17 protein-coding genes are annotated in these 23622 nt (G+C 38.5%); 10 read left to right on the top strand and 7 right to left on the bottom strand.

Annotated features, from left to right (window positions below):
• Window positions 1–2: 2 nt before the first annotated feature.
• Window positions 3–590 carry a DUF5715 family protein gene (locus Q0486_RS00230; RefSeq protein WP_299229191.1) on the bottom strand — a complete coding sequence of 196 codons (588 nt, stop codon included), beginning with the start codon at window positions 588–590 and terminating at the stop codon, window positions 3–5.
• A gap of 269 nt (window positions 591–859) precedes the next feature.
• Between Q0486_RS00230 and Q0486_RS00225 the strand changes: the two genes are divergently transcribed.
• Window positions 860–1936 (top strand): YeiH family protein, encoded by a 1077-nt coding sequence (locus Q0486_RS00225; RefSeq protein WP_299229014.1) that lies wholly within the window; start codon window positions 860–862, stop codon window positions 1934–1936.
• 116 nt (window positions 1937–2052) lie between these two features.
• Here the strand turns inward: Q0486_RS00225 and Q0486_RS00220 are convergent, their stop codons facing one another.
• Together Q0486_RS00220 and Q0486_RS00215 are read right to left on the bottom strand one after the other, a co-directional pair.
• Window positions 2053–2727 (bottom strand): response regulator transcription factor, encoded by a 675-nt coding sequence (locus tag Q0486_RS00220; RefSeq protein WP_299229188.1) that lies wholly within the window; start codon window positions 2725–2727, stop codon window positions 2053–2055.
• A 127-nt stretch (window positions 2728–2854) separates the two neighbouring features.
• Window positions 2855–4753 (bottom strand): tetratricopeptide repeat-containing sensor histidine kinase, encoded by a 1899-nt coding sequence (locus Q0486_RS00215; protein WP_299229010.1) that lies wholly within the window; start codon window positions 4751–4753, stop codon window positions 2855–2857.
• 711 nt (window positions 4754–5464) lie between these two features.
• Between Q0486_RS00215 and Q0486_RS00210 the strand changes: the two genes are divergently transcribed.
• From Q0486_RS00210 to Q0486_RS00170, 9 genes are all read left to right on the top strand, one after another.
• The gene (locus Q0486_RS00210) at window positions 5465–7462 is read left to right on the top strand and encodes an AAA family ATPase (protein ID WP_299229007.1); all 1998 of its coding nucleotides are present in this window, start codon (window positions 5465–5467) and stop codon (window positions 7460–7462) included.
• Window positions 7463–7519: 57 nt separating this feature from the next.
• A complete protein-coding gene (locus tag Q0486_RS00205) occupies window positions 7520–8137 on the top strand; it encodes an L-threonylcarbamoyladenylate synthase (RefSeq protein ID WP_299229004.1) in 618 nt (205 codons plus the stop codon).
• A gap of 20 nt (window positions 8138–8157) precedes the next feature.
• A complete protein-coding gene (locus Q0486_RS00200; RefSeq protein ID WP_299229001.1) occupies window positions 8158–9015 on the top strand; it encodes a mechanosensitive ion channel domain-containing protein in 858 nt (285 codons plus the stop codon).
• Window positions 9016–9516: 501 nt separating this feature from the next.
• Entirely contained in the window at window positions 9517–11949 is a 2433-nt protein-coding gene (thrA, locus tag Q0486_RS00195) for a bifunctional aspartate kinase/homoserine dehydrogenase I (protein ID WP_154044861.1), read from the top strand.
• Window positions 11950–11964: 15 nt separating this feature from the next.
• Window positions 11965–13173, top strand: a complete 1209-nt coding sequence (locus tag Q0486_RS00190; RefSeq protein WP_299228995.1) for a cofactor-independent phosphoglycerate mutase — start codon at window positions 11965–11967, stop codon at window positions 13171–13173.
• An 87-nt stretch (window positions 13174–13260) separates the two neighbouring features.
• On the top strand, window positions 13261–14562 hold the full coding sequence (gene thrC / locus Q0486_RS00185) for a threonine synthase (RefSeq protein WP_299228992.1): 1302 nt from the start codon (window positions 13261–13263) through the stop codon (window positions 14560–14562).
• Between the two features lie 112 nt (window positions 14563–14674).
• Window positions 14675–15544, top strand: coding sequence for a hypothetical protein (locus tag Q0486_RS00180; protein ID WP_299228989.1), 870 nt, complete (start codon window positions 14675–14677; stop codon window positions 15542–15544).
• A 119-nt stretch (window positions 15545–15663) separates the two neighbouring features.
• Window positions 15664–17016 (top strand): sulfatase-like hydrolase/transferase, encoded by a 1353-nt coding sequence (locus Q0486_RS00175; protein ID WP_299228986.1) that lies wholly within the window; start codon window positions 15664–15666, stop codon window positions 17014–17016.
• A gap of 22 nt (window positions 17017–17038) precedes the next feature.
• Entirely contained in the window at window positions 17039–17827 is a 789-nt protein-coding gene (locus Q0486_RS00170; protein ID WP_299228984.1) for a DUF1961 family protein, read from the top strand.
• A gap of 166 nt (window positions 17828–17993) precedes the next feature.
• Here Q0486_RS00170 and Q0486_RS00165 read toward each other — a convergent pair whose 3' ends face one another.
• The 4 genes from Q0486_RS00165 to Q0486_RS00150 form a co-directional block, all read right to left on the bottom strand.
• Entirely contained in the window at window positions 17994–19379 is a 1386-nt protein-coding gene (locus Q0486_RS00165; RefSeq protein WP_299228981.1) for an MATE family efflux transporter, read from the bottom strand.
• Between the two features lie 90 nt (window positions 19380–19469).
• The gene (locus tag Q0486_RS00160; protein ID WP_299228978.1) at window positions 19470–21059 is read right to left on the bottom strand and encodes a hypothetical protein; all 1590 of its coding nucleotides are present in this window, start codon (window positions 21057–21059) and stop codon (window positions 19470–19472) included.
• A gap of 14 nt (window positions 21060–21073) precedes the next feature.
• Complete coding sequence (locus Q0486_RS00155; RefSeq protein WP_299228975.1) at window positions 21074–22105, bottom strand: HlyD family secretion protein; 1032 nt, start codon at window positions 22103–22105, stop codon at window positions 21074–21076.
• Between the two features lie 43 nt (window positions 22106–22148).
• Window positions 22149–23456 carry a TolC family protein gene (locus Q0486_RS00150; RefSeq protein ID WP_299228972.1) on the bottom strand — a complete coding sequence of 436 codons (1308 nt, stop codon included), beginning with the start codon at window positions 23454–23456 and terminating at the stop codon, window positions 22149–22151.
• Window positions 23457–23622 lie beyond the last annotated feature (166 nt).

Genomic DNA, 23622 nt, shown 5'->3' with positions numbered 1-23622 from the left:
TGTTATTTTCTTGCTGTTATATGGAAACATCCTTGTTTCAGTTCATATTTGACATAACATCTTTCTTCTTTTTTAAGATCACGAAGAACCTCAGCCAAAACCAGTTTTAGTGTGTCTGCACGCACATCCTGCATTGGACGTCCGTCAGGGTCCTCGACTTTTGTAAATCTTTTCCAGCTTATATCAAAAGTTGTTCCGTAAAAATGGCATGAGTTCATAGATGCATTTACATTAGTACGTCTAAGACGTTTTACATCCTCTTTAGTGCGGGTAACCGAAGTTACAATAATCTTATTTGGATTAAGTCCTTTGCTTTCGAGTGAATCAAGAAAATTTTCGCCTATATTTTCAAGTAAAACACTGGCTGTAGGAACAAGATAGGGGATAGAGTGGGTTAATGAGTCCATGTCATAATATTCGCAAGGTTCTATTTCTACAAGTTTGTTTTTAAGACTCTTTGCTTCCTCGCGTGATGCTACAGGTGATATACCGATAGCTTTAGCCGATTTTAACTGTACGGCGTTCAGATCACCGAACGAACGTTTATAACTTACCACCCCTTTTATATTACGTGGATTATTCATTTTCATGCTTTTGTCTTTGCATGATGAAAATGTTGCTACAATGATAGCTAAAGCACAAAAAATACCAATTAGATTCTTCATTTTGTCATATTTATATTTCGCATGCAAAATTAACAATAATGCCCGACATAGGAAAAGCAGCTAGCAGTATTTATTCGTCATTTTAGCTATTACTAAAAGTTATAAGCTATAAAATAAGATGAAAAACAACGTATTGTCAAATGCACTATCTTTGCAGCCGAAAACAAGAAACTATAACATTAAACTATAACGATATGTTTACAAAAGAAAATCGCGCCAATACCATACATGGTATTTTACTTATCGCATTATTCTCTTTCGCTGCTTTTTACATTTCAGAAATTCCTTTTGTAAAAAGTCTGTCATTCAGTCCGCTGATAGTAGGTATAATTTTAGGTATGCTTTATGCTAATAGCCTTAGAAATAAATTGCCTGAGACATGGGTACCGGGTATTAAATTCTGTACCAAGCAGATTCTTCGTGCCGGAATTGTGCTATATGGTTTCCGATTAACTCTTACACAAGTGGCTGCAGTGGGAATTCCGGCTGTAGTGATTGATACAATAATTGTGGCAGGAACTATATTTCTAGGAGTGTGGTTAGGTAAATTACTGAAAATGGATGCTGATACATCATTGATGACTGCTACAGGTAGTGCTATTTGTGGTGCTGCTGCTGTGCTTGGAGCTGAGCCTGTAGTAAAATGTGAAGGTCATAAAACAGCCATTGCTGTTTCAACAGTGGTCATATTCGGAACAATATCAATGTTTCTTTATCCGATAATGTATCGTTCAGGAATGCTGGATGCTTTGGGAGATACAGGTGTGGCAATATATACAGGAAGTACATTACATGAAGTTGCACATGTGGCTGGAGCTGGTAATGCAATGGATCCGACTGATTCATTGGGAATTGCTGGTACAGCTACAATCACTAAAATGATTCGTGTTATGATGCTTGCCCCTGTTCTTGTGATAATGGGTATAGCATTGTCAGGACGTAAGTCAAAAGATGTAAACGGTAAAGCGCAGAAAAGTAAAATCACTATTCCATGGTTTGCTTTCGGTTTTATAGGTATAATATGTGTTAACTCATTGCTTCAATATCTCCTTGGTGTGGATAGCGTAAAAGAAATTCCTCTGAACGGAGCAATCGAGTATATAGATACCTTTATGCTTACAATGGCCATGACGGCTTTGGGAACTGATACAAGTATAGACAAGTTCAAACAGGCAGGCGCTAAACCATTTGTTTTGGCAGGAATCCTTTATATATGGCTTGTAGGTGGTGGCTATCTTATTACGAAATATCTGGTTCCTGTTTTAGGATAATATGTCGTAGTATATCATAAACTAGAAATAAAGGGCAATTCCAATCAAAATGTTGAAAGGTGTTGCCCTTTGTTATTTATGAAATTTTTAGAGGTTATTTTATTTTGTATCTGAAATCAGATATTCTTATTCGGATCAAGATGTATAATGCCATTGTTTATTGCTTTTAATACAAGTTCTACAGCATTTCTAACTTCAAATTTTGAGAATAGACTTTTCCTATGTGATTCAACTGTATTTACTGATACATGTAGTGATTCTGCAATCTCTTTTGTCTGCATACCTAAAGATATGGCTCTCAGTACATCCATTTCTCGGTTGGTTAATAATGATTGATAATCCGGAGTGTCCCCTTTAAGTCTTAATCTTCTTTTTATTCTATTGAATTCATCACAAAAATAGTTTTCCCCTTTTAGTACGCATTCCAAGGCCGATTTAATTTCTTCTGTGTCTGCAGACTTAAGAATAACACCATTAACTCCCATTTGTATCACTTTTTTTACGATCCATGTTTCTTCATGCATAGTGTTGATGATTATGCGCGATTCAGGATATTTATTTCTGATAATTTCTAAAAGATCGAAACCACTCAAGTCTGGTAATTCTATATCAAGCAGGAATACATCAAATTTTTTATTTTTCATTAATGCTATGGCTTCAGAGCCAGAAGATGCTGTGCACACTTCTCCTATTCCTTGAATTTCATCTACTATAAATTTAATTCCTTGAAGAATTAATGCATGGTCATCTACCAGCAAAACTGACGGATTAGTGTTTTTCATTTCATCCATATCCAAAATCATAACATTTAAATTACGTTCATTTGCAACATAACAATTGTTTTTCAATGCAAAGAAACATAAATATAAAGAAACAAAATTCACTGAAAACCGTGATTTTTTACGCTTCTCCTAACATTTATGGCAGTTTTACGTTTATATTAATAGATACATAATTGTCCTTTTTAACAGAATAAGATCCGCCTATTGTCTTCAGTCTGTCATCAATAGTGCGCATTCCTATACCGTCTCCCTCGTGGTATTTATCATTCCATTTACCGTCATAAAAAACATTTAGACTTAGAATTCCACCTTTATGAGCCATTTTTATCTGAATGTTTTTGACATTGTCATGTCTTACTATATTACTTAATATTTCTTGCATTATACGGTATACCTCGTAACCGACCTTATGGGGAAGATGTTTCCAGTCTGTATCGGAAACAGAATTATATTCAATGTGTATTCCTGTCTGTTCTTCAGTCTTTATAAAGTAATTATATAACATTTCATCTAAATCAGTGAATTGGAAACTTGGCGGCATGAGTTCGTGAGAAATTGATCTTACTCCAATTCTGATATTCTCAAGTAGATTTATAATATTATTTTTTTCTTCTTCTGATACTTCTTTTCTTTTAACCTGCATTATTACGCCAAGCAAGTCACTGCATACTCCATCATGTAAATCTTTTGCAAGTCTTTTGCGCTCATTTTCAAGTCCTTCTATATATCGTTTTGCAGAAACCAGTTCTGATTCTTTTTGTTGAATCTTACGTTTATGTTGTAGCATTAATATTATTATAGACAATAGTATAATGACTGCACCCAGATAAATTCCTAATCTAACGTTAGCTGCCTTCTGACGAGCATGTTCATTCTCAAGTCTTGAAATTTCAAGTTCTTTTGCATTTATGTTAAGTTTGGCATTAAGTTCTGACATTTCGCTGTTTATGCGTGTTTTCATCAAAGAGTCACTGTAAGCATAAGCATCCTGAATTTTTTTGAATGCATTTTTATAGTCACCCAATCCCTCATAATTATGCGCCAATAATCTGTTATAAGCCTCATACGAGACTTGAGAAAGAATTTGCGGATTATTTAGCAGTAAATCAAGACTCTTCCTATATTCTCCCATCCAGTTATAAAGGCTTGCACGTACTGCTGTCATTTCTAAAGCTGTAGGACTACCTGAAGGAATGTCATTTATATACTTTTCATATTTCTGAAGGTAAATTCTTGCAGAATCCTTTTTTCCCCATAGCTGATAGTTACTGAGTAATGGACTGAAAGAACTCATGGCCAATAATGTAAAATTATTTTTGATAGCTTTCTCAATATTATCTTTCAGAATCTCAGCTCCTTCACTATATTTCTTCATTCTAGAATAAGCGGAAGCCAGCAGAATTCTGGCATACATGTACATATTGACATCATTTATCTCTTCTGCATATTTTGCGGCAATTTCTGCATTAGACAGTGCATCATCATATCTCTCGCTAGCGAAATACATAGCTCCAATATTATAATAAATCGATGATAGAGTGCTCTTGTCGCCGGCAATCTTTCCATAATCAATAGCTATATTATAATAGTAAAGTGTTGAATCTGGAAGGCCTAGTTTTCTGTAAGTGACACCAGTCGACATCGAAACGGTAGCTTCAAAATCATATAAGCGTTCTTTCATTTTAGATGCATGGTACAGTAAATCCAGATACAATGATTTTGCTTTTTTAAATTCACCTACAGAGTAATAATATGTGGCTTTTGAATTAAGTAGTCTAAGGTATGTCCAACTGCTATAGTCTGGTTTATTGTATAACTCTAATCCTTTATCTGTAAAATAATTTGATGAATCTGAATTTGCAGACTCATATTCCTCACTTAACAGGAGATTAATTTCGGCAAGACGTTCTACTTGAGAGTCATTATTAATTTCTGACAATTCTTTTCTCAAACTGTCTATTCTTGGTGAACTGGCAATGGTATATTCTGAACATACAAACCCAATAATACAAAAAAACAAGATTTTCTTTACCATAATCATAAAATATTTTTATATCTGTAAATATAATAATATTATTTATACTTTCTTACAAAAAAACTATTATTCTTGAGTTTATAGCAATAATTTTATTACTCATCTTTATTGATAGTATAGTAGGTCTAACCGACAATGTTACATGACAGAATTGCAGCTATAATACTTTTTTTTGATATACATCAATAAAAAGCTGTAAAAATAGAAAAATATGTCGTATAACATATTTTGTAAAGAAAAAGGCCTTATCTTTGCAGTGTAATTAAAGACCGAAAGGTCCTAAACTTAACTAAACACATAAATAATTTTAAGGTTAATAGGTAAAATGATTAAGGTAAAAATCGAAGGCCGGCCGTGAGGCTCGCCCGAGAAAAAAGAAAAGTTATTATTAACTTAAAGAAGAAAGGATAACATTATGAAAAAGGTAAAAAGTATTTTTAACAAGATTGCCAATGCTAACCCAATGATTTGGGGTTATGTAATGTTGAATGAAAACATGGCAAACAGAAAGTAAAAAACGGGTCATAATGACCCTTGTAGTTTGAAGATTATGACCGTGAGGCCTGAAAATAAAGAAAGGCGTCTGTATTACTTTACAGGCGCTTTTTTCATACCAATAAATGATGTGTATAATAATCCTAACTTTAAAATTTAATTGCTATATTCGCATGCAGAACAAAAATATATAAAAAGAAATTTACTGTCCACATAATGACTGTATCAGGTATAGACATAAGCAATCAAGAGTTCCAGAACGCATTAAATTTAATTCAATATACACATCAGTCCGTTTTTCTTACTGGAAAAGCAGGTACTGGAAAATCAACTTTTCTGAGGTATATATGTCAGAACACTAAGAAGAAATATGTTGTTTTGGCGCCTACAGGTATTGCGGCTATTAATGCAGGAGGAAGTACGATGCACAGTTTTTTTAAACTTCCGTTTCATCCTTTGCTTCCTGATGATCCCAAATTCAAAGGCGCTAGGCTACATGAATCGCTTAAGTATACTTCCAACCATAGGAAACTTCTTAAAAGCCTTGAGCTGATAATTATAGACGAGATTTCTATGGTCAGGGCAGATATTATTGATTTTATTGATAAAATTTTAAGAGTATATTCCGGCAATATGCGTGAACCTTTCGGAGGTAAACAGTTGTTACTCGTTGGAGATGTCTTTCAGTTGGAACCTGTTGTGAAAAGTGATGAAAAAGAAATACTCAGCAAGTTCTATTCTAATCCGTATTTCTTCTCAGCAAATGTATTCCGTCAGATGGAACTTGTTTCAATAGAACTTAAAAAGGTATACCGACAAACAGATAAGGCATTTGTCGGTATACTTGATCATATACGAAACAATACTGTGCGTGCAGCCGACTTGCAACTACTTAATACGCGTTTCAACGCACCTATTTTAAAAAACGAAAACGATATGTACATCACTCTCGCTACAAGGAGAGACAGTGTGGATTATATAAATGAAAGAAAACTTGATGAGTTGGACAGTCCACCAGTAGTTTTGAAAGGTGAGATAAAAGGCGAGTTTCCGGAAAGCAGTCTCCCTACCAATATGGAACTGACTGTAAAAAAAGGTGCCCAGATAATTTTCATAAAGAACGATATGGAAAAACGCTGGGTAAACGGTACATTGGGTACAATTACAGGATTCGTGGCTGACGGAAGCATTAGCATCACAACTGAGGAAGGAAGGGAATTCTATGTAGAGCAGGAAAGTTGGAGCAACATACGATACCACTATAACGAGCAGGAAAAGAAAATAGAAGAAGAGGAACTAGGTACATTCAAACAATTTCCAATTAAGCTTGCATGGGCTATTACTGTCCATAAGAGTCAGGGGCTGACATTCAACCGTGTGATTATAGATTTTACCGGAGGAGTGTTTGCCGGCGGACAAACATACGTTGCACTAAGCCGGTGTACTTCTCTTGATGGTATTCAGTTGAAAAAGGAAATTGCACGTACAGACATATTCGTAAAACCTGAGATAGCAGAGTTTGCCCAAAAGTTCAATGACAGTATGTCAATAGACCGTGCCATGAAAAAGGCTCAGGCTGACATTGAATATGAAAAGGCAGTGAAAGAATTTGATAAAGGTCATTTTGCTGAATTTCTTGATAGTTTTTTTAAAGCTATACATAGTCGATATGATATAGAAAAGCCTATTATACAGAGATTTATAAGAAAGAAATTAAGTGTAATCAATAAGCTGAGAGATGAGAACAAGGCACTTAAGGATGAGCTTCGCAGGCAAAAGGAAAATTTGAAAAAATATGCGTATGAATACTACCTCATGGGTAATGAATGTATTACAAAAGCTAAAGACACCAGAGCGGCGCATGCCAATTTCGATAAAGCAATAGAACTGTATCCGGAGTTTGTTGATGCATGGGTGAGGAAAGGGGTGACTTATTTTGATGAGGATAATATAGAAGAAGCTGAAAATTGCCTCAATCATGCACTACTGATAGAGCCAAACAATTTTAAAGCCATATATAACCGTGGAAAGCTTAGACTCTTTACAGGCAGAACAGAGGAAGCGGTTTCCGATCTGGACAGAGCCACAAGTCTGAAACCTGATAATCCTGGGGCTCACCAGTTTTTTGGTGAAGCACTTGAGGCAGTCGGAATGGAATATGAGGCAGAAATACAATACAGAATAGCAGAGGAATTGAGAAAGAAACAGAAATAATTAAGGTTTCTCAATATTATTTATTATATTCGCAAAACTTCAGATACAAAAAGCATTATGGGTACATTTATTAAACTGTACAGTAAAAACAATAGCATTGACACCCTGCAGAATATCGCAGATACTCTTAATGATGGAGGAATAGTAATATACCCCACCGATACAATGTATGCCATAGGTTGTCATGCACTTAAAGAACGTCCTATAGAACGAATTTGCAAACTAAAAAAAATCGATCCTCGTAAACATCATCTGTCTATTATTTGTTATGACTTAAGTAACATAAGCGAATATGCTAAAGTCAGCAATACGACTTTCAAGCTTATGAAGCGAAATCTGCCAGGTCCTTTTACGTTTATTTTGAAGGCAGACAGTCGTTTGCCAAAAATATTCAGAAACAGAAAGGAAGTGGGTATACGTGTACCTGACAACGATATTATCAGGGAAATATGCCGGATGATAGATGCTCCAGTCCTGTCTACTACACTTCCGATGGATGAAAATGAGGATCCGGAATATGTTACCGACCCGGAATTGATATTCGAAAAATTCGGTAACGAAACAGACATAGTGATAGATGGTGGTATAGGTGGTTTAGAGCCATCAACTGTGGTAAACTGTATTGAAGATGAGCCTGAAATAATCCGCCAGGGAAAAGGTATATTGGACGAATAACTTTTAAATAAATAAATTTTATGCTACTTACATTATTAAACATTGCATCAAACGTTACATCGAAAGTAAACATTGAAGCTGTATTAGACAAACTTGTCAACTGGGGAATTGAAACAGGTAAAAACATTATCGGAGCAATACTGATATATGTCATAGGACGTTTCCTAATTAAGCAAATAGGCAAGTTATTGACAAAATTCCTTGAAAAGCGCAAACTGGAAATCAGCGTAAAGACTTTTTTAAAGAGTCTTCTCAGTATTACTCTTAATTTAATATTGGCATTTGCTGTTATTGCTCGTTTAGGTGTTGAAACTACAAGCTTTGCTGCTATTCTTGCTTCTGCCGGTGTTGCAATTGGTATGGCTCTTTCTGGTAACCTGTCTAACTTTGCCGGTGGACTTATAATTCTGGTTTTCAAACCATTTAAAGTTGGAGATTTTATTGACGGTCCTGGAGCAAGTGGAACAGTAAAGGAAATACAGATATTCCACACTATTTTGGCTACTGTTGACAATAAAATCATTTATGTTCCGAATGGTTCTATGAGTAGTAATGTAGTGGTAAACTATAGTAAGCAGGATACACGTCGTGCAGAATGGGTTATTGGAGTTGAATATGGTGAAAACTATGAAAAAGTAAAAGCTGTAATAGAACGTATAATTAATGAAGACGATAGAATACTTAAGGATCCTGCACCATTTATCGGTCTTGGGGCTCTTTCTGCAAGTAGCGTTGACATAAAGGTACGTGCATGGGCATCTACAGCCAATTATTGGGATGTTTATTTTGATTTCAACAAGAAAGTTTATGAGACATTCAATAAAGAGGGTATAGGTTTCCCATTCCCACAACTTACAGTACATCAGGCTAAAGACTAAAGTTATCATGATTTATAGACTGATGTTTAGTAATCTTATCAAACAAGTATTATTGAGTAAATAGTATTAATAAAAACAATCTTTTATAAATATCAACAAGGAAGGTATACTAATTTGGTATACTTTCCTTGTTTGTGTTATATCAATAATGAATTGTATGTTTTGTCACAAAAAAATAGAGTTTTACTACAAAAAAAATCATTTTTCTTCTTGATTGTAGAAAAATGTTCTTATATTTGCCAACGATAAAACTTTTAACAAATATTTTAATCTAAATGACTGCACATTATAACAATATCACAATTTATGAAATGGGGCGTATGATCGTCACATCATGTGGTACTGGGATGACCCCTCGGGGTTGAGTATATATATAATGTGTTTCTACGTGATACACGCTTACGGACGTAAGCATTTTCTTCTTTTTTATTCAAGTTTTAATCATTTTATTTTTTGTACTGCTTTGGCGTACAATGAAACGTATTCAATAATCTCAAAGGTATGAAAGTATTGAAATTCGGCGGAACATCTGTAGGTTCTGTCAATAGCATGGTAAGTGTAAAAAAGATTGTCGAAGCTATAGATGATAAAGTAATAGTTGTAGTATCAGCATTGGGAGGTATAACCGACAAGCTGATAAAGACTTCAAAAATGGCATCGGAGGGCGATTCGGCATATGAAAAGGAAATGAAGGAAATAGTGAACCGTCATATTGAAATGGTTTATACTGTTATTCCTGCAGGAAAAGACAGAGAAGTTCTCCTTGACAGAGTAAATGAACTGTTGAGCGAACTGAAAGATATATTCCAGGGTATTTTCCTTATTCGCGACTTGTCGCCAAAAACTTCGGCCACAATAGTCAGCTATGGCGAGCGTTTGTCATCCATAATAGTTGCCACTCTGATAGAGGGTGCCGTATGGTTCGATTCACGTACATTTATCAAGACAGAGAAAAAGCATAACAAACATATTCTTGATTCAGAGCTTACAAATACTTTGGTAAGGGAAGCTTTTGTAGAACTTCCGAAAGTCTCACTTGTTCCGGGATTTATTTCTACAGATAAAAATACAGGTGAAGTTACTAACTTGGGACGCGGTGGTTCGGATTATACAGCTGCCATTATCGCTGCTGCGCTTGATGCCGATATTCTGGAAATATGGACAGATGTTGACGGATTCATGACTGCCGACCCACGTGTAATCAGTACGGCATATCCTATAAACGAACTGAGTTATGTTGAGGCAATGGAGCTTTGTAACTTCGGTGCTAAGGTGGTTTATCCTCCTACAATATATCCTGTATGCCATAAAAACATTCCGGTTCTTATCAAGAATACTTTCAATCCTGAAGCTCCGGGAACTATCATCAAACAGGACTCTGACCATTCATCCAAACCTATCAAGGGGATTTCGTCAATCAATGATACTTGTCTTATCACAATGACAGGTCTTGGTATGGTGGGTGTGATTGGTGTTAATCACCGTATATTCAAGACTTTAGCCGAAAACGGTATCAGTGTGTTCCTCGTGTCACAGGCATCGTCTGAAAATTCAACTTCAATAGGTGTGCGAAATGAGGATGCTGCATTGGCTTGTGAAGTGCTTAATGCCGAGTTTGCCAAAGAAATAGAAATGGGTGAGATTTCGCCTATGATGGCAGAAGGCAATCTGGCTACTGTGGCTATTGTCGGTGAGAACATGAAACACACTCCGGGTATCGCCGGTAAACTGTTCGGTACTCTTGGACGTAACGGTATCAACGTGATAGCTTGTGCTCAGGGTGCTTCGGAAACAAACATCTCTTTTGTTGTTGAGGCTGAGTCATTGCGTAAGACGCTTAACGTAATTCACGATTCTTTTTTCTTGTCTGAGTACCAGGTATTGAATCTTTTTATATGCGGTATTGGTACGGTAGGAAACAGTCTGATTGAGCAGATTCACAGTCAGCAGGAAAAACTGATGAAGGAACGTGGTTTGCGTCTAAGAGTTGTAGGTATAGCAAACGGACATCAGGCATATTTCACACGTCGAGGAATTGACTTGGAAAATTACCGTAAGGAACTTGAAGAGAAAGGTATTCCTTCGTCTCCACAGGTTCTTCATGATGAGATTATCGGCATGAATATATTCAACTCGGTGTTTGTGGATTGTACTGCAAGTCCAGTGATAGCCGGTCTTTATAAGGATTTCCTGAGTCATAATATATCTGTCGTGGCTGCCAATAAGATTGCGGCATCTTCGGAATATGAAATATATGAAGAACTGAAGCAAATAGCACGTCAGCGTGGAGTTAAATTTCTGTTCGAGACAAATGTGGGTGCCGGTCTTCCGGTAATCAATACTATCAATGACCTTATCAACAGCGGTGACAAGATTTTGAGAATTGAGGCTGTTGTGAGCGGTACATTGAATTTCATTTTCAATAAGCTGAGCAGTGATGTTCCTTTGAGCGAGACTATACGTCTGGCTAAGGAAGGCGGATACTCTGAACCAGACCCAAGAATAGACCTTAGCGGAAAGGATGTTATCAGAAAACTTGTCATTCTAGCCCGCGAAGCCGGATACAGACTCAATCAGGAAGATGTGGAGAAGAACCTTTTCATACCTGATGAGTTCTTTGAAGGTTCTATTGATGATTTCTGGAAGAACATCAGTAAGCTTGATGCCGATTTTGAAGCTAAACGAAAAGAACTTGAGGCTAACAACAAGAGATGGAGATTTGTTGCCAAACTTGAAAACGGAAAGGGTAGTGTTTCTCTTCAGGAGGTTGGTGCAAATCATCCTTTCTATAACCTTGAGGGAACGAACAATATAATACTTATTACTACTGAACGATATAATGAATATCCTATGCTCATTCAGGGATATGGTGCCGGAGCAAGTGTTACGGCAGCGGGTGTATTTGCCGACATCATGAGTATAGCGAATATATAAATACAACTAACAGATATGAAACACATTATAATTCTGGGCGACGGTATGGCGGACTGGCCAGTACCTGCCCTTGGGGATAAGACTTTATTGCAATACGCAAAGACTCCATATATGGATAAGCTTGCAACTATGGGACGTACAGGTATGCTGAAGACAGTAGCCGACGGTTTTCATCCAGGCAGCGAGGTTGCAAACATGTCAGTAATGGGATATGACTTGCCTACGGTGTATGAGGGACGCGGAGTGCTTGAAGCTGCAAGCATCGGTGTTGACCTTGAGCCGGGAGATATGGCTATGCGTTGCAATATTATATGTGTTGAAGGAGAAACTCTTAAAAATCATTCGGCAGGACATATCACGACGGAAGAGGCTGACGAACTTATTAAATTCCTTGAAGAACGACTTGGTACTGACAGGATACATTTCTATACAGGTGTTCAGTATCGTCATCTGTTGGTAATAAAAGGCGGTAACAAGCATCTTCATTGCGTTCCGCCTCATGACATTCCTCTGCAGCCGTTCCGCCCTAATATGATTAAGGCTGAATGTCCGGAGGCTCAGGAAACAGCAGATTTGCTGAATGCACTTATTCTTAAATCTCAGGAACTGCTGGCATCGCATCCTGTAAACTTGAAACGTGTGGCTGAGGGTAAGGATCCTGCCAACAGTATATGGCCATGGAGTCCTGGCTACAGACCTCAGATGGAACCATTGTCGCAGAAGTATCCTCAGATAAAGAAGGGCTCTGTGATAACTGCTGTAGATCTTATCCGTGGTATCGGACGTTATGCCGGATTGAGATGTATAGACGTGGAAGGTGCTACAGGACTTTATAATACAAATTATGAAGGAAAGGCAGCAGCTGCAATCGAAGCTCTGAAAACGGATGACTTCGTTTATCTGCATATTGAGGCAAGCGACGAAGCCGGACATGAAGGAGATGTGAATTTAAAACTTCAGACCATAGAAAACCTAGATAAACGTGCTGTCGGTCCGATATATGAGGCAGTAAAGGACTGGGATGAGCCTGTTGCTATTGCCGTACTTCCTGACCATCCTACACCATGCGAACATCGCACTCATACCAATGAGCCTGTTCCTTTCCTGATTTATTATCCGGGAATTGAGCCTGACAGCATACAGACTTACGATGAGATTTCATGCAAATCCGGAGTGTATGGTACAATGGAAAGGGACGAGTTTATGAATGAATTTATGAAATAGATTATTTGAGTTTTTTAGTTCTTGAGTTTTTTAGTTGGTTGATGCTTACAAACTCATAAGCTTACAAACTCACAAACTTACAAACCTATGAAATATTACAGTACAAACAAACAAGCTTCGGACGCATCGCTTGAAGAAGCTGTGGTAAAAGGTCTGGCATCGGACAAAGGTCTGTATATGCCTTACGAGATAAAGCCTTTGCCAAAATCATTCTTTGACGAGATAGAAAACCTTTCATTTCAGGAAATAGCCTACCGTGTGGCTGACGCTTTCTTCGGTGAGGATGTTCCTGCAGAAACTTTGAAACACATTGTTTATGATACACTGAACTTTGATGTTCCTGCCGTAAAGGTTAAAGACAATATTTATTCACTGGAACTTTTTCATGGTCCTACTTTGGCATTTAAGGATGTTGGCGGACGTTTCATGGCACGACTTTTGGGATATTTCATCCGTAAGGAAGGCAAGAAGGAGGTGAACGTGCTTGTAGCTACATCGGGTGATACAGGTAGTGCTGTAGCAAACGGTTTTCTTGGAGTAGAAGGTATTCATGTTTATGTACTTTATCCTAAAGGTAAAGTGAGTGAAATTCAGGAAAAACAGTTCACTACCCTCGGAAAGAACATCACGGCAATAGAAGTGGACGGTACATTCGATGACTGTCAGGCTTTGGTGAAGAACGCATTCATGGATAAGGAACTGAATGCCCACATGCAGCTCACTTCTGCCAACTCCATCAACGTGGCACGTTTCCTTCCACAGTCATTCTATTATTTCTATGCATACGCACAGATGAAGAAACAGGGATTGGCTGACAATTTAGTGGTTTGTGTTCCAAGTGGTAACTTTGGTAACATCACAGCCGGACTGTTCGGAAAGAAGATGGGATTGCCTATCAAACGCTTCATAGCAGCTAACAACCGTAATGACATCTTCTATCAATATCTGAAGACCGGTGAGTATAATCCACGTCCATCTATAGCTACTATAGCAAATGCAATGGATGTTGGCGACCCAAGTAACTTTGCCCGTATAATTGATTTGTACGGAGGAAGTCACGATGCAATTGCAGCAGAAATCTCGGGTGAAACTTATACCGATGAACAAATTAGCGAGACTGTTCAGAAGGTATATGAAGAAACCGGTTATCTGCTCGACCCTCACGGAGCATGCGGATATCGTGCTTTGGCAGAAGAATTGCAGCCGGGTGAAACAGGTGTATTCCTTGAAACTGCTCATCCAGCCAAGTTTCTTCAGACGGTTCAGAACATTATAGGTACGGATGTAAAGATTCCTGAGAAACTTCAGGAGTTCATGCGCGGAAAGAAACTCAGTGTGCCTATGAGCAAGGATTTCGCTTCTTTCAAGGAGTATTTGATGAAACAGTAATAATTGATTGGTAAATAATTTTGTAAGGTTGTTTAAGATTTTTTCTTAGGCAACCTTTTTTTAATGTGTCTGTTTGTTTGTAACTTGCATACCGTTTTGAAATATATCTGTTATGAATAGAGTAAGTTTAATAATATTGGGTTTATTTTTATCGGGAATATTTATGACATCTTGTACACAAAAAACAGAGAAAGAAGTAGTAAAAACAACTCCGGAAGTAATGGCTCCGAAGGATGATGTATTTGCCGGAGTCAATCTGACAGTGAGTGAAGGTAAGCGTCTTATAGCCAAAGGAATTATGGCAATGCCTTCGGTGAAAGAAAAACTTGAAAAAGGAATGATTATTGTCACTAAAGGAACTACAAATACTTATATAGCCGAGGAATTGCTTAATAAGAGTATTGAACATGGCAGTTTCGTTATAGGTCATTTTGCTCCCGAAGGTCAGTATCCGGTGAATGCAGATAAGAGGCAGATGCAGGAAGTGGTTATAAAGGATGGAAAGGTGTTGGATGTAACATATGACGAGGCTTTGAAAATGCTTGAACCCGGTGACATAGTGATGAAAGGAGGCAACCTTCTGAACTATTCCATGAAGCAGGCAGCTGTTTGTATAGGTGCTCCCAATGGTGGTACTACATATAAACTTCTTCCTTATGTAGGCGAAGGTAAGGCGGAACTTATAATCCCGATAGGTCTGGAGAAAGAGACTACGGCAAATCTTGAGGCACTTGAGAATACATTGAATGCCGGTAACGAAAGACTGAATTCCGTTCCAAGGCTTTATATGTTCAGGACAGGTACGGTGTTTACCGAGATAGAAGCGATACTCCAGTTTGCCGATGTGAAGGTATTTCCATACGGTGTAGGAGGAATATCAGGAAGAGAAGGCGGTGTGTCATTGGTAATATCGGGTAGTGAAACGGAAGTCAATAAAGTATTGGAACTTGTAAGAACTATTCAGGGTGAACGTCCTTTTTGAAAAGGCTATTATCGTATAAATGTACGATATTGAAATTCTTTTGTATTCTAGTATAAGTTGCTAGATGTATTAATCTGTAATTTTACATTGCATAACTTAATGACTAAATTAAATCTGATATGAAAAATATTTTTATAATTGGGGGAATGATTGTTCCTTCCTTGGTTCAGTCAGAAGAAAAACCTAATATTATTTATATTATGACCGACCAGCAAACGGCAACAGCCATGAGTTGTATGGGAAACAAAGACTTGCATACCCCCAACATGGACCGTTTGGCAGAGGCAGGAGTAATGTTTCGTAATGCTTATTGTTCTACACCTTTAAGCGGACCTTCAAGGGCATCAATGTTTACAGGACATTTTGCCCATGAGATAGGTATGCCTAGTAATGGTAATCCTATGCCGGAAAATCTGAAGAGCCAAAGTCTGGGTGTACTTATGAGCAATGCCGGATATGATTGTGTTTATGCCGGAAAATGGCATGTACATACGGCTTCTATTCCTGATATGGAATTTGGGTTCAGAAACATACACGACCATAATGATTTCGGTCTGGCAGAGTCGTGCATAAATTATCTTGACTCAAAGCATAAATCACCTTTTTTCCTTGTTGCCTCGTTTGATAATCCTCATAATATATGCGAATTTGCACGTCAGCAAAATCTTCCTTATGCGGATACTCCTCAGGCTGATATTGCCGAGTGTCCGGGGGTGCCGTTGAATTATGAACGTAACCCGTATGATGCCGATGTGATAAGGTATGAGAAGAGCTTGAATTATAGTGCTTATCCAACTTCAAACTATACTCCTGACGATTGGCGCAGATACAGAAATGCGTATTTCAGACTTGTGGAGCATGTGGATGCGGAGATAGGTAAGCTGGTTGATGCAATAGACCGTAACGGATTATGGCAAAATACGGTTATCATTTTTACTAGCGATCATGGCGACGGAATGGGAGCACATCAGTGGAATCAGAAGTCGGCTCTTTATGAAGAGGTGATCAATGTTCCTATGATAGTAGTTCTTCCGGGAAAAAAGAATGCCGGAAAGGAATTACCTCAATTGGTAAACAATGGTGTGGATTTCTTTGCGTCAGTATGCGACTGGGCTGAAGTGAAAATGCCTGAAGGATTGCCAGGATGTTCTTATAGGAAACTGGTTGAAAATTGTGATATAAATGCCGGACATCAGAATTTCGTAGTTACCGAAACTATGTTTGATAAAGGTGGAAACACCCGTGGTTGGGCTTTGAGAACAAAAGATTTCAAATATGTGATTTATGATAAAGGAAATTATCGCGAACAGTTGTTTGATATGAATACAGACCGTGGTGAAATGAGAAATCTTGCTATAGAGAAAAAATATGAAACAGAGCTTAAGCGGCACAGGGCTTTGCTTGATGAATGGATGAAACTGCATAAAACGAAGCAGATACGTGCCGGCTTGAATATTATTCCTGGATTTTAATTAATAACTAAGTGTAATTTATATGAGAGTATTTTTTTTATTGATAGGATTACTTCTTCAGATAGGAGCTTTTGCCCAGTCTGAAAAATATTATGGTGAATTTCAGAAACTGGCTTCTAAGGATATGAAGTTGGTATTTGAAGACTCTTTCAAAAAGGATTGGCAGAAGCAATGGTTTAAGGACGGCGATATAGCCAAAGCGGTTCACCGTAACGGTGGACTGGAAGTCTATGCCGGTGATGAGGCTTATAATGATGCGCATCACACTGTTTTGTGGACAAAGAAAGAGTTTGAAGGTAATATTATGATAGAATACGATTTTACCAGGCTGGATTCATCAAAGTATTATTTTGTGAATATCCTTTATATTCAGGCAACAGGTTCCGGTGAAGGTGAGTATGCCGAGGATATTTCGAAATGGAACAATTTGAGAAAAGTTCCGGCCATGAGCACATATTTCAGGAATATGAATACATATCACATCAGTTATGCCGTGACCGGTGTTCCATCGGAGAATAAAGACGAGTATATCAGAGGACGTAGATATATGCCTGGAAATAATCTTAACGGTACGGATCTGAAACCGGAATATTACAATACTGGTTTGTTCAAGATAGGAGTGACTTATCATATCAAGGTGATAAAATATGGCGACCAGCTGTATATGAATGTCACTGGTGACGGAAAGAATGAGACTTTCTATTTTGACGGTTCCTCAGCTCCGGCCATAACGAAGGGTAGGATAGGGCTCAGACAGATGTTCACCCGAAATTCGAGATATGCCAATTTCAAAGTGTACAGTATAAAATAAAGACAGAAAAAAGTTTTTTTACTTGTATTTCAAATCGCCTTGTCATTTCAATTGGAATGACAGGGTGTTTTGATTGAAATGACAGGCCGTTTAAATTTGAATGACAGGACATTTTCAGGAAACATTTGATTTGCTTGTCAGATACGTGATATATCGTCTTTAATTTTTATTTCTTTGATTTGTCTGTAATGAACTTTTCAGTGCGGAAAGTTATATAATATGCAGTGCATACTAATATTCCTGTGAGTATCCATGATGCCGGATATACCATCATTAAAACATCATATCCTCTCCATATTGGAGATACTCCATATACCCAGACAATACGTAACAGACATGTACCGAAAACTGTCAGTACGGCAGGAGTCATGGATTTTCCCATACCACGCAACGAAGAACCGGCTATTTCGTAACTGCTTGCAATAAACTGTGTTGCAAGAACAATATGCATGCGAATGCCACCGTAATGGTGTACCATAGGCATATTGGAAAAGAAACTTAGGAAAAATTTATCCTGCCATGCAAAAAGCCAATTGAATGCAGCGGAAAAGGCCAGGCTGGAGCACATGCAAATCCAGAAAATCCTGCGTACCCTGTCTATTTTTCCGGCTCCGTAGTTCTGGGCTATAAAACTGATGGCGGCTCCATTGAATCCCTGGATTATGAAATAACAGTAATATTCAAAGTTGAGTGCTGCGGAAGAACCCGCTATGGCATCGGCTCCATAACTGTTTATGGATGATTGTACCACTACATTTGATATGGAAAATATCATACCTTGTATTCCTGCCGGTATTCCTATTCTTAGCATACGGCTTAATTCTACATTATGGATTTTCATTTTATCGAAATGTAGTCTGTATGGCTCTTTTTCTTTGCGTAACAGTCTTATAATTAAGGTTGCGCTTACAGCATTAGCTATTCCTGTAGCAACTGCTACACCTGCTACTCCCATTTGGAAGTATATTACGAACAATAGGTTTAATATGGTATTTACTATGCCGGCTGCAATTAGAATATATAGAGGACGGCGGGTGTCTCCCATACTACGCAGTATGGCGGCTCCAAAGTTATATACCATTATAAAAGGCATACCTAAAAAGTATATACGCAGGTAGTTTACGGCTTGGTCTAACACTTCCGGTGGAGTCCCCATCCATGTTAATATGGGTTTTGCCGCTACTTGTCCTAACAGCAACAAGAAGAAACCGCTGATGACAGCCACACATTCTACTGTACTTATAGCCTTACGTATGCTGTTCTCGTCATTCTGGCCTATGTGGTTTGAGATTATCGCACAAGCACCCATAGAAACACCCATAAACAGGTTTATAAGCAATCCTATGACCGGTGCATTACTTCCTACGGCGGCAAGTGCGTCGCTTCCAACGAAGTGTCCTACTACCGCAACATCAACAGAATTGAAAAGTTCCTGTAACAAACTGCTGGCTGCCAATGGCAAGGCAAACAGTAGTATTTTCTTGAACAACGGACCGTTAAGCATATCTATTTCGTTGCTTCCGGTACGTTTATTGCTGATACTGTTATCCATTTTTTTTACCTCAATCAAAAAACTCGGCAAAGTTAGTGTAAAATTGGATACGTAATGTCTTTTGTTACAGAATTTATAAGTTAATGGTCTTTATATCCTTTTCCGCATTCTGGTCTTTACTTTCCTGTGGAAATTTATGGCCTTATGTACAGGATGGCGGAATGTTTCCTCACGGTCGCGCCAGAGTCTGTAACTCATTATTATAATCAGGAATATGGTTCCCTGTATGCACACCCATCCGAACAGTTCCTTCAGACTGGTCAGTGTGGTTTGGTTTTTTATCAGGTTATAGAGGGTGTTCATCGGAATTCCTTCGGTCCATGCACGTACCTGATCCATATTTCGGCTTATTGTGGCTATATTGTCCTGTTCAAGATACCTCATTGCTCTGTTCAGAAGGGCGGTTCCCAGCGGTGTAGCAATACTCGTTCGTATGAAACTCAGTACACATAATGCCTGGAAGAAGTGTTTGAACGGAACACTTACCGCTATATATATAGTGAGCGATATATACAGCATACCATAACCTATACCGCGTATGAAATTAGGAAAGTAGAGACTTTCAATGTTCAGGTTGGGATGAATGAGGAAATACATGTAGTACTGATATGCCGTAAGCAGGCAGAAGCCTATGAAAATAAGCATCTTGAATCCTTTGTGCTGTATCACACGACGGTAGAACACTATACCTGAACCGCACAGAATACCGGCAAAGGCATACCAGTTCAGCGATATGGAGTTAAGAGTATCGTATTTCAGAATTGAACTCATGAAGAGAGTCTGCAATACTGTAGAGGTGGTCAGGTATATACACAGTACTAGGAATAGCAACAGTATGATAGGAAACTTGGGGTATGTAAATACATCAGGTTCTATGTATGGTCGTTTCAGTGTCTGCATACGGTTGAAGTTCAGCAATACGCATATCACTGCAATCACGGCACAGGCACGAATTTCAGGACTGTCGAACCAGTCGTAGTATTCGCCATATATGCAGATGAATACTACAGAGAACAGAAATACAACCCATAGGGCTGCTCCAAGCCAGTCGATGTTATACAGAGGTACAACCTTGCCCGGACGGAAATGTCTTGTGAAAAGGAATACAAACAGCCATACCACACTGACCATAGCTATCACAAACCAGTGCATGTAGCGCCAGTTTGCCCAGTCGGTGATATGAGTAGCCACAAGTCCGGACAGCTGTATGCTTTCGAGCACTATGATGTATATGACCGGATAAAAAGTCGAGAAATCCCCGGCAGGGGTAATGGTGAGTCGCATGTTAGAGAAACACTCGAATGTTCCCCACATACGGAAGAAACCTGAAATGAAACATACCACAATCATCAGAGCAATGTTGCTTGTATGCATGGTGATAAGGTTGCACACTATCAGTACAGGGCATACGGTTAGAAGTATGCTGCGGGTGGTGAACCTGAATTTCAATCGGAAAAGGATAGGGAAGATTATGGTCATTCCTATGAATGAGGCATAACCTGCCATGGATACATCTTCTTTGATATACCCAAGTTCGCTTGACATCTGTAATGCGGTGGGTAGGAACACACCGCCATTGAACTGAAAAGCCAGTGCGAAAAAGAATGAGAAGAAGACGCATAGCGGGGTTGGCAGATTTTCTTTATAGTATGCTATACGTGGTCGTTTAACAGCAGCCATAACCTCTTGCTAAATTAGTTTTCTACTGTACATTCTACGTTCATTCCCGCACGGAGGCGTTCCAGATTTTCTTTTTTATTTTCCGATGTGAATTCTATTCTTATCGGTATTCTTTGTTCTACTTTTACGAAGTTTCCTGCAGAGTTGTCTTGAGGGATTATAGAATATGCCGAACCTGTGGCGTCGGAAATAGAAGAAATCCTTCCTTCGAATCTCACTCTAGGAATGGCATCGACGCTGATTTTTACTTTCTGTCCGATGTGCATGTTTGTGGTCTGTGTTTCTTTATAGTTTGCTATTACCCATTTTTCAGTACCGTCAACCAGTGTCACGAGAGTTTGTCCCTGCTGCACAAGCTCACCTTCGTGAATTTCCTTACGTCCTGTCACGCCGTCTGTAGTGGCAAGTATCACTGTATATGACAGGTTCAGTTTTGCAAGTTCGAGTGCAGCTTCGGCTAGTTTTATTGCCGCTTCGTTCTGTTCCAGACGTTGTGTCTGTTCCTGCTTTACTAGCGATGTTGACTGTTTCTGTCTGATAAGCTGTTCGTATCGTGCCTTTGTCGCTGCATAGTCTGTTCTTACGCGGTCAAACTGCTGTGGTGTTACTGCTTCTTCCTTCACAAGTTCCTGATAACGCTTGTAGTCTGTTTCTGCGTTTTCCAGACGTATGCGTTGTTCGTCAATAGCAGCATCTGTAACAAGTATATTGTTCTGAGTAGTGTTGATAGTGGTGTACATCGCATTCTTTCCTACCAAAGCATTGTGGTAGTCAGCTTCGGCCTGTGCCACTTTCAGTCTATATTCCACATCTTCTATCACCACCAGTGTGTCGCCTTTCTTTACCTTCTGGTATTCTTCGAAATATATTTTCTTGATAAATCCCTGCACGCGTGTGTTCACCGGAGTGAGGTGCTGTTTCACCTGGGCGTTGTCTGTATATTCATCGCTGCTTATTCTCAGGAAACGTCCGCATACCCATGCTATGCCGGCTACAAGTATTATTAGAATGAAAAAATTTGGAATTGCTTTTTTTCTGTTGCTCATGTCTGTCTATATTTATGTTGTTTCTAAATATTGTGGAAAATGATTATAGTGTACCGGTAATTTTCTTTAGCAGTAAATACTGGTAGATTATGTTTATGCGGTCGTTGGCAAGCTGAAGTTCAGTGTCAAGCTGAGTGTTGCCGGCATCCAGCATGTCAGTAATCAGTGACAAGCCGTTCAGGTATCTCTGGCGGACTATATTGTAGTTCTCGTGGGCGAGCTGCACACTCTTCAGTCGGGTCTGCATACGGATATATGCCTCGTCAAGTCCTATGCAAGCCTCATGAATTGAGTTTTCAAGTTCTTCTTCGGCGTATTCCTTTTCAACAATCATTTTTTGTCTGTTTATGCGTGCGTGTCGCATTTTTTTCTTTCCTTTGAACAGTACATCAAGATTGTAGCTTATTTCTATACCGGCAAACCAGTATGCGAAGTTTATGTCCAATGGCGGAACCTCAACCATGATAGGACCTGTCATTTCGCCTGTAATGGCAAATTTGATGTCCGGAAGATATTCACCCTTGATGCTTTTTATCTTGTTTTCGCTCATTTTTATGTTCAGGTCGGCTTTCTTCATAATTGGAATTTCCTCCTTGTTGTTGAGCCATAGTTCCTGACTTTTATTTTCTATAGGCAGTTTAAGAAGGTTTGCTGTGTCTGTAGTAATCTTGATTTCAGGATCAAGACCGATAGTAGAAGCCAACTTATAGCTTATTACGTTTATTCTGTTTTTTACCGAGGTTAGTCCAAGTTCAAGATTCTGGAGTTGCAGTTCGTAACGTGTGATGTCGCTTTTCAGTGCTGTTCCCTGCTTATATGCTGCCTGCATATCTTTTACCAGAAGTTTGGTCTGGCTGATATTGTTTTCATAAACGTATTTCTGATTGCTAAGTTTTGATATTTCCAGATAATATCCGGCCAGAAGGAAACGGAGGTCTTGTTTGTTAAGGATTTCATCCTGTACGGATGATTCCTTTTCCAGTCTTTTCAGGTTTATGTTGTTTTTTATTCTTCCTCCGGCGTATATAACCTGTGTAGCTTTAAGGATGAGTGAATTGCCGAAATGTGGCATTTCTCCACTTTCCCAGTTTCCGAAATTACGATCGAACGTAACGCAATCGCTGATATACTGTGCTGTAGCTTTTGCTCCTACAGATGGCAGAAGGTCGTTCTTAGCTATCTCTATGGCTTTTTCTGCCTCGTCTGTCATCAATGAATGGATGTTGATACTTTTGCTGTTTTCATCTGCCAGCCTGAAGATTTCGTCAAGTGTCAGCATCCGTGTCTGAGCCTGTAAACATGAAATACTTCCTGCAAGCATAGCTGATAAAATAAATACCTTTTTTGTCATTTTTCTCCTTTTACCTGTTATAATACCTATTAATGTAATGCTTCTCCAAGCATCATGGATTGAATAAAAATGTCCTCACAGACCTTTTTTATTTGAATGTGCAAAATTAATTGATTAAATTTGTTCTGAATTTTCAAATTATGCAATAAGATTATCATTTTAAGCC

This window comes from uncultured Bacteroides sp., from assembly GCF_937912035.1.
In the GTDB taxonomy this organism is placed as follows: Bacteria; Bacteroidota; Bacteroidia; order Bacteroidales; family Bacteroidaceae; genus Phocaeicola.
This window is presented reverse-complemented; position numbering and strand designations above follow the sequence as displayed.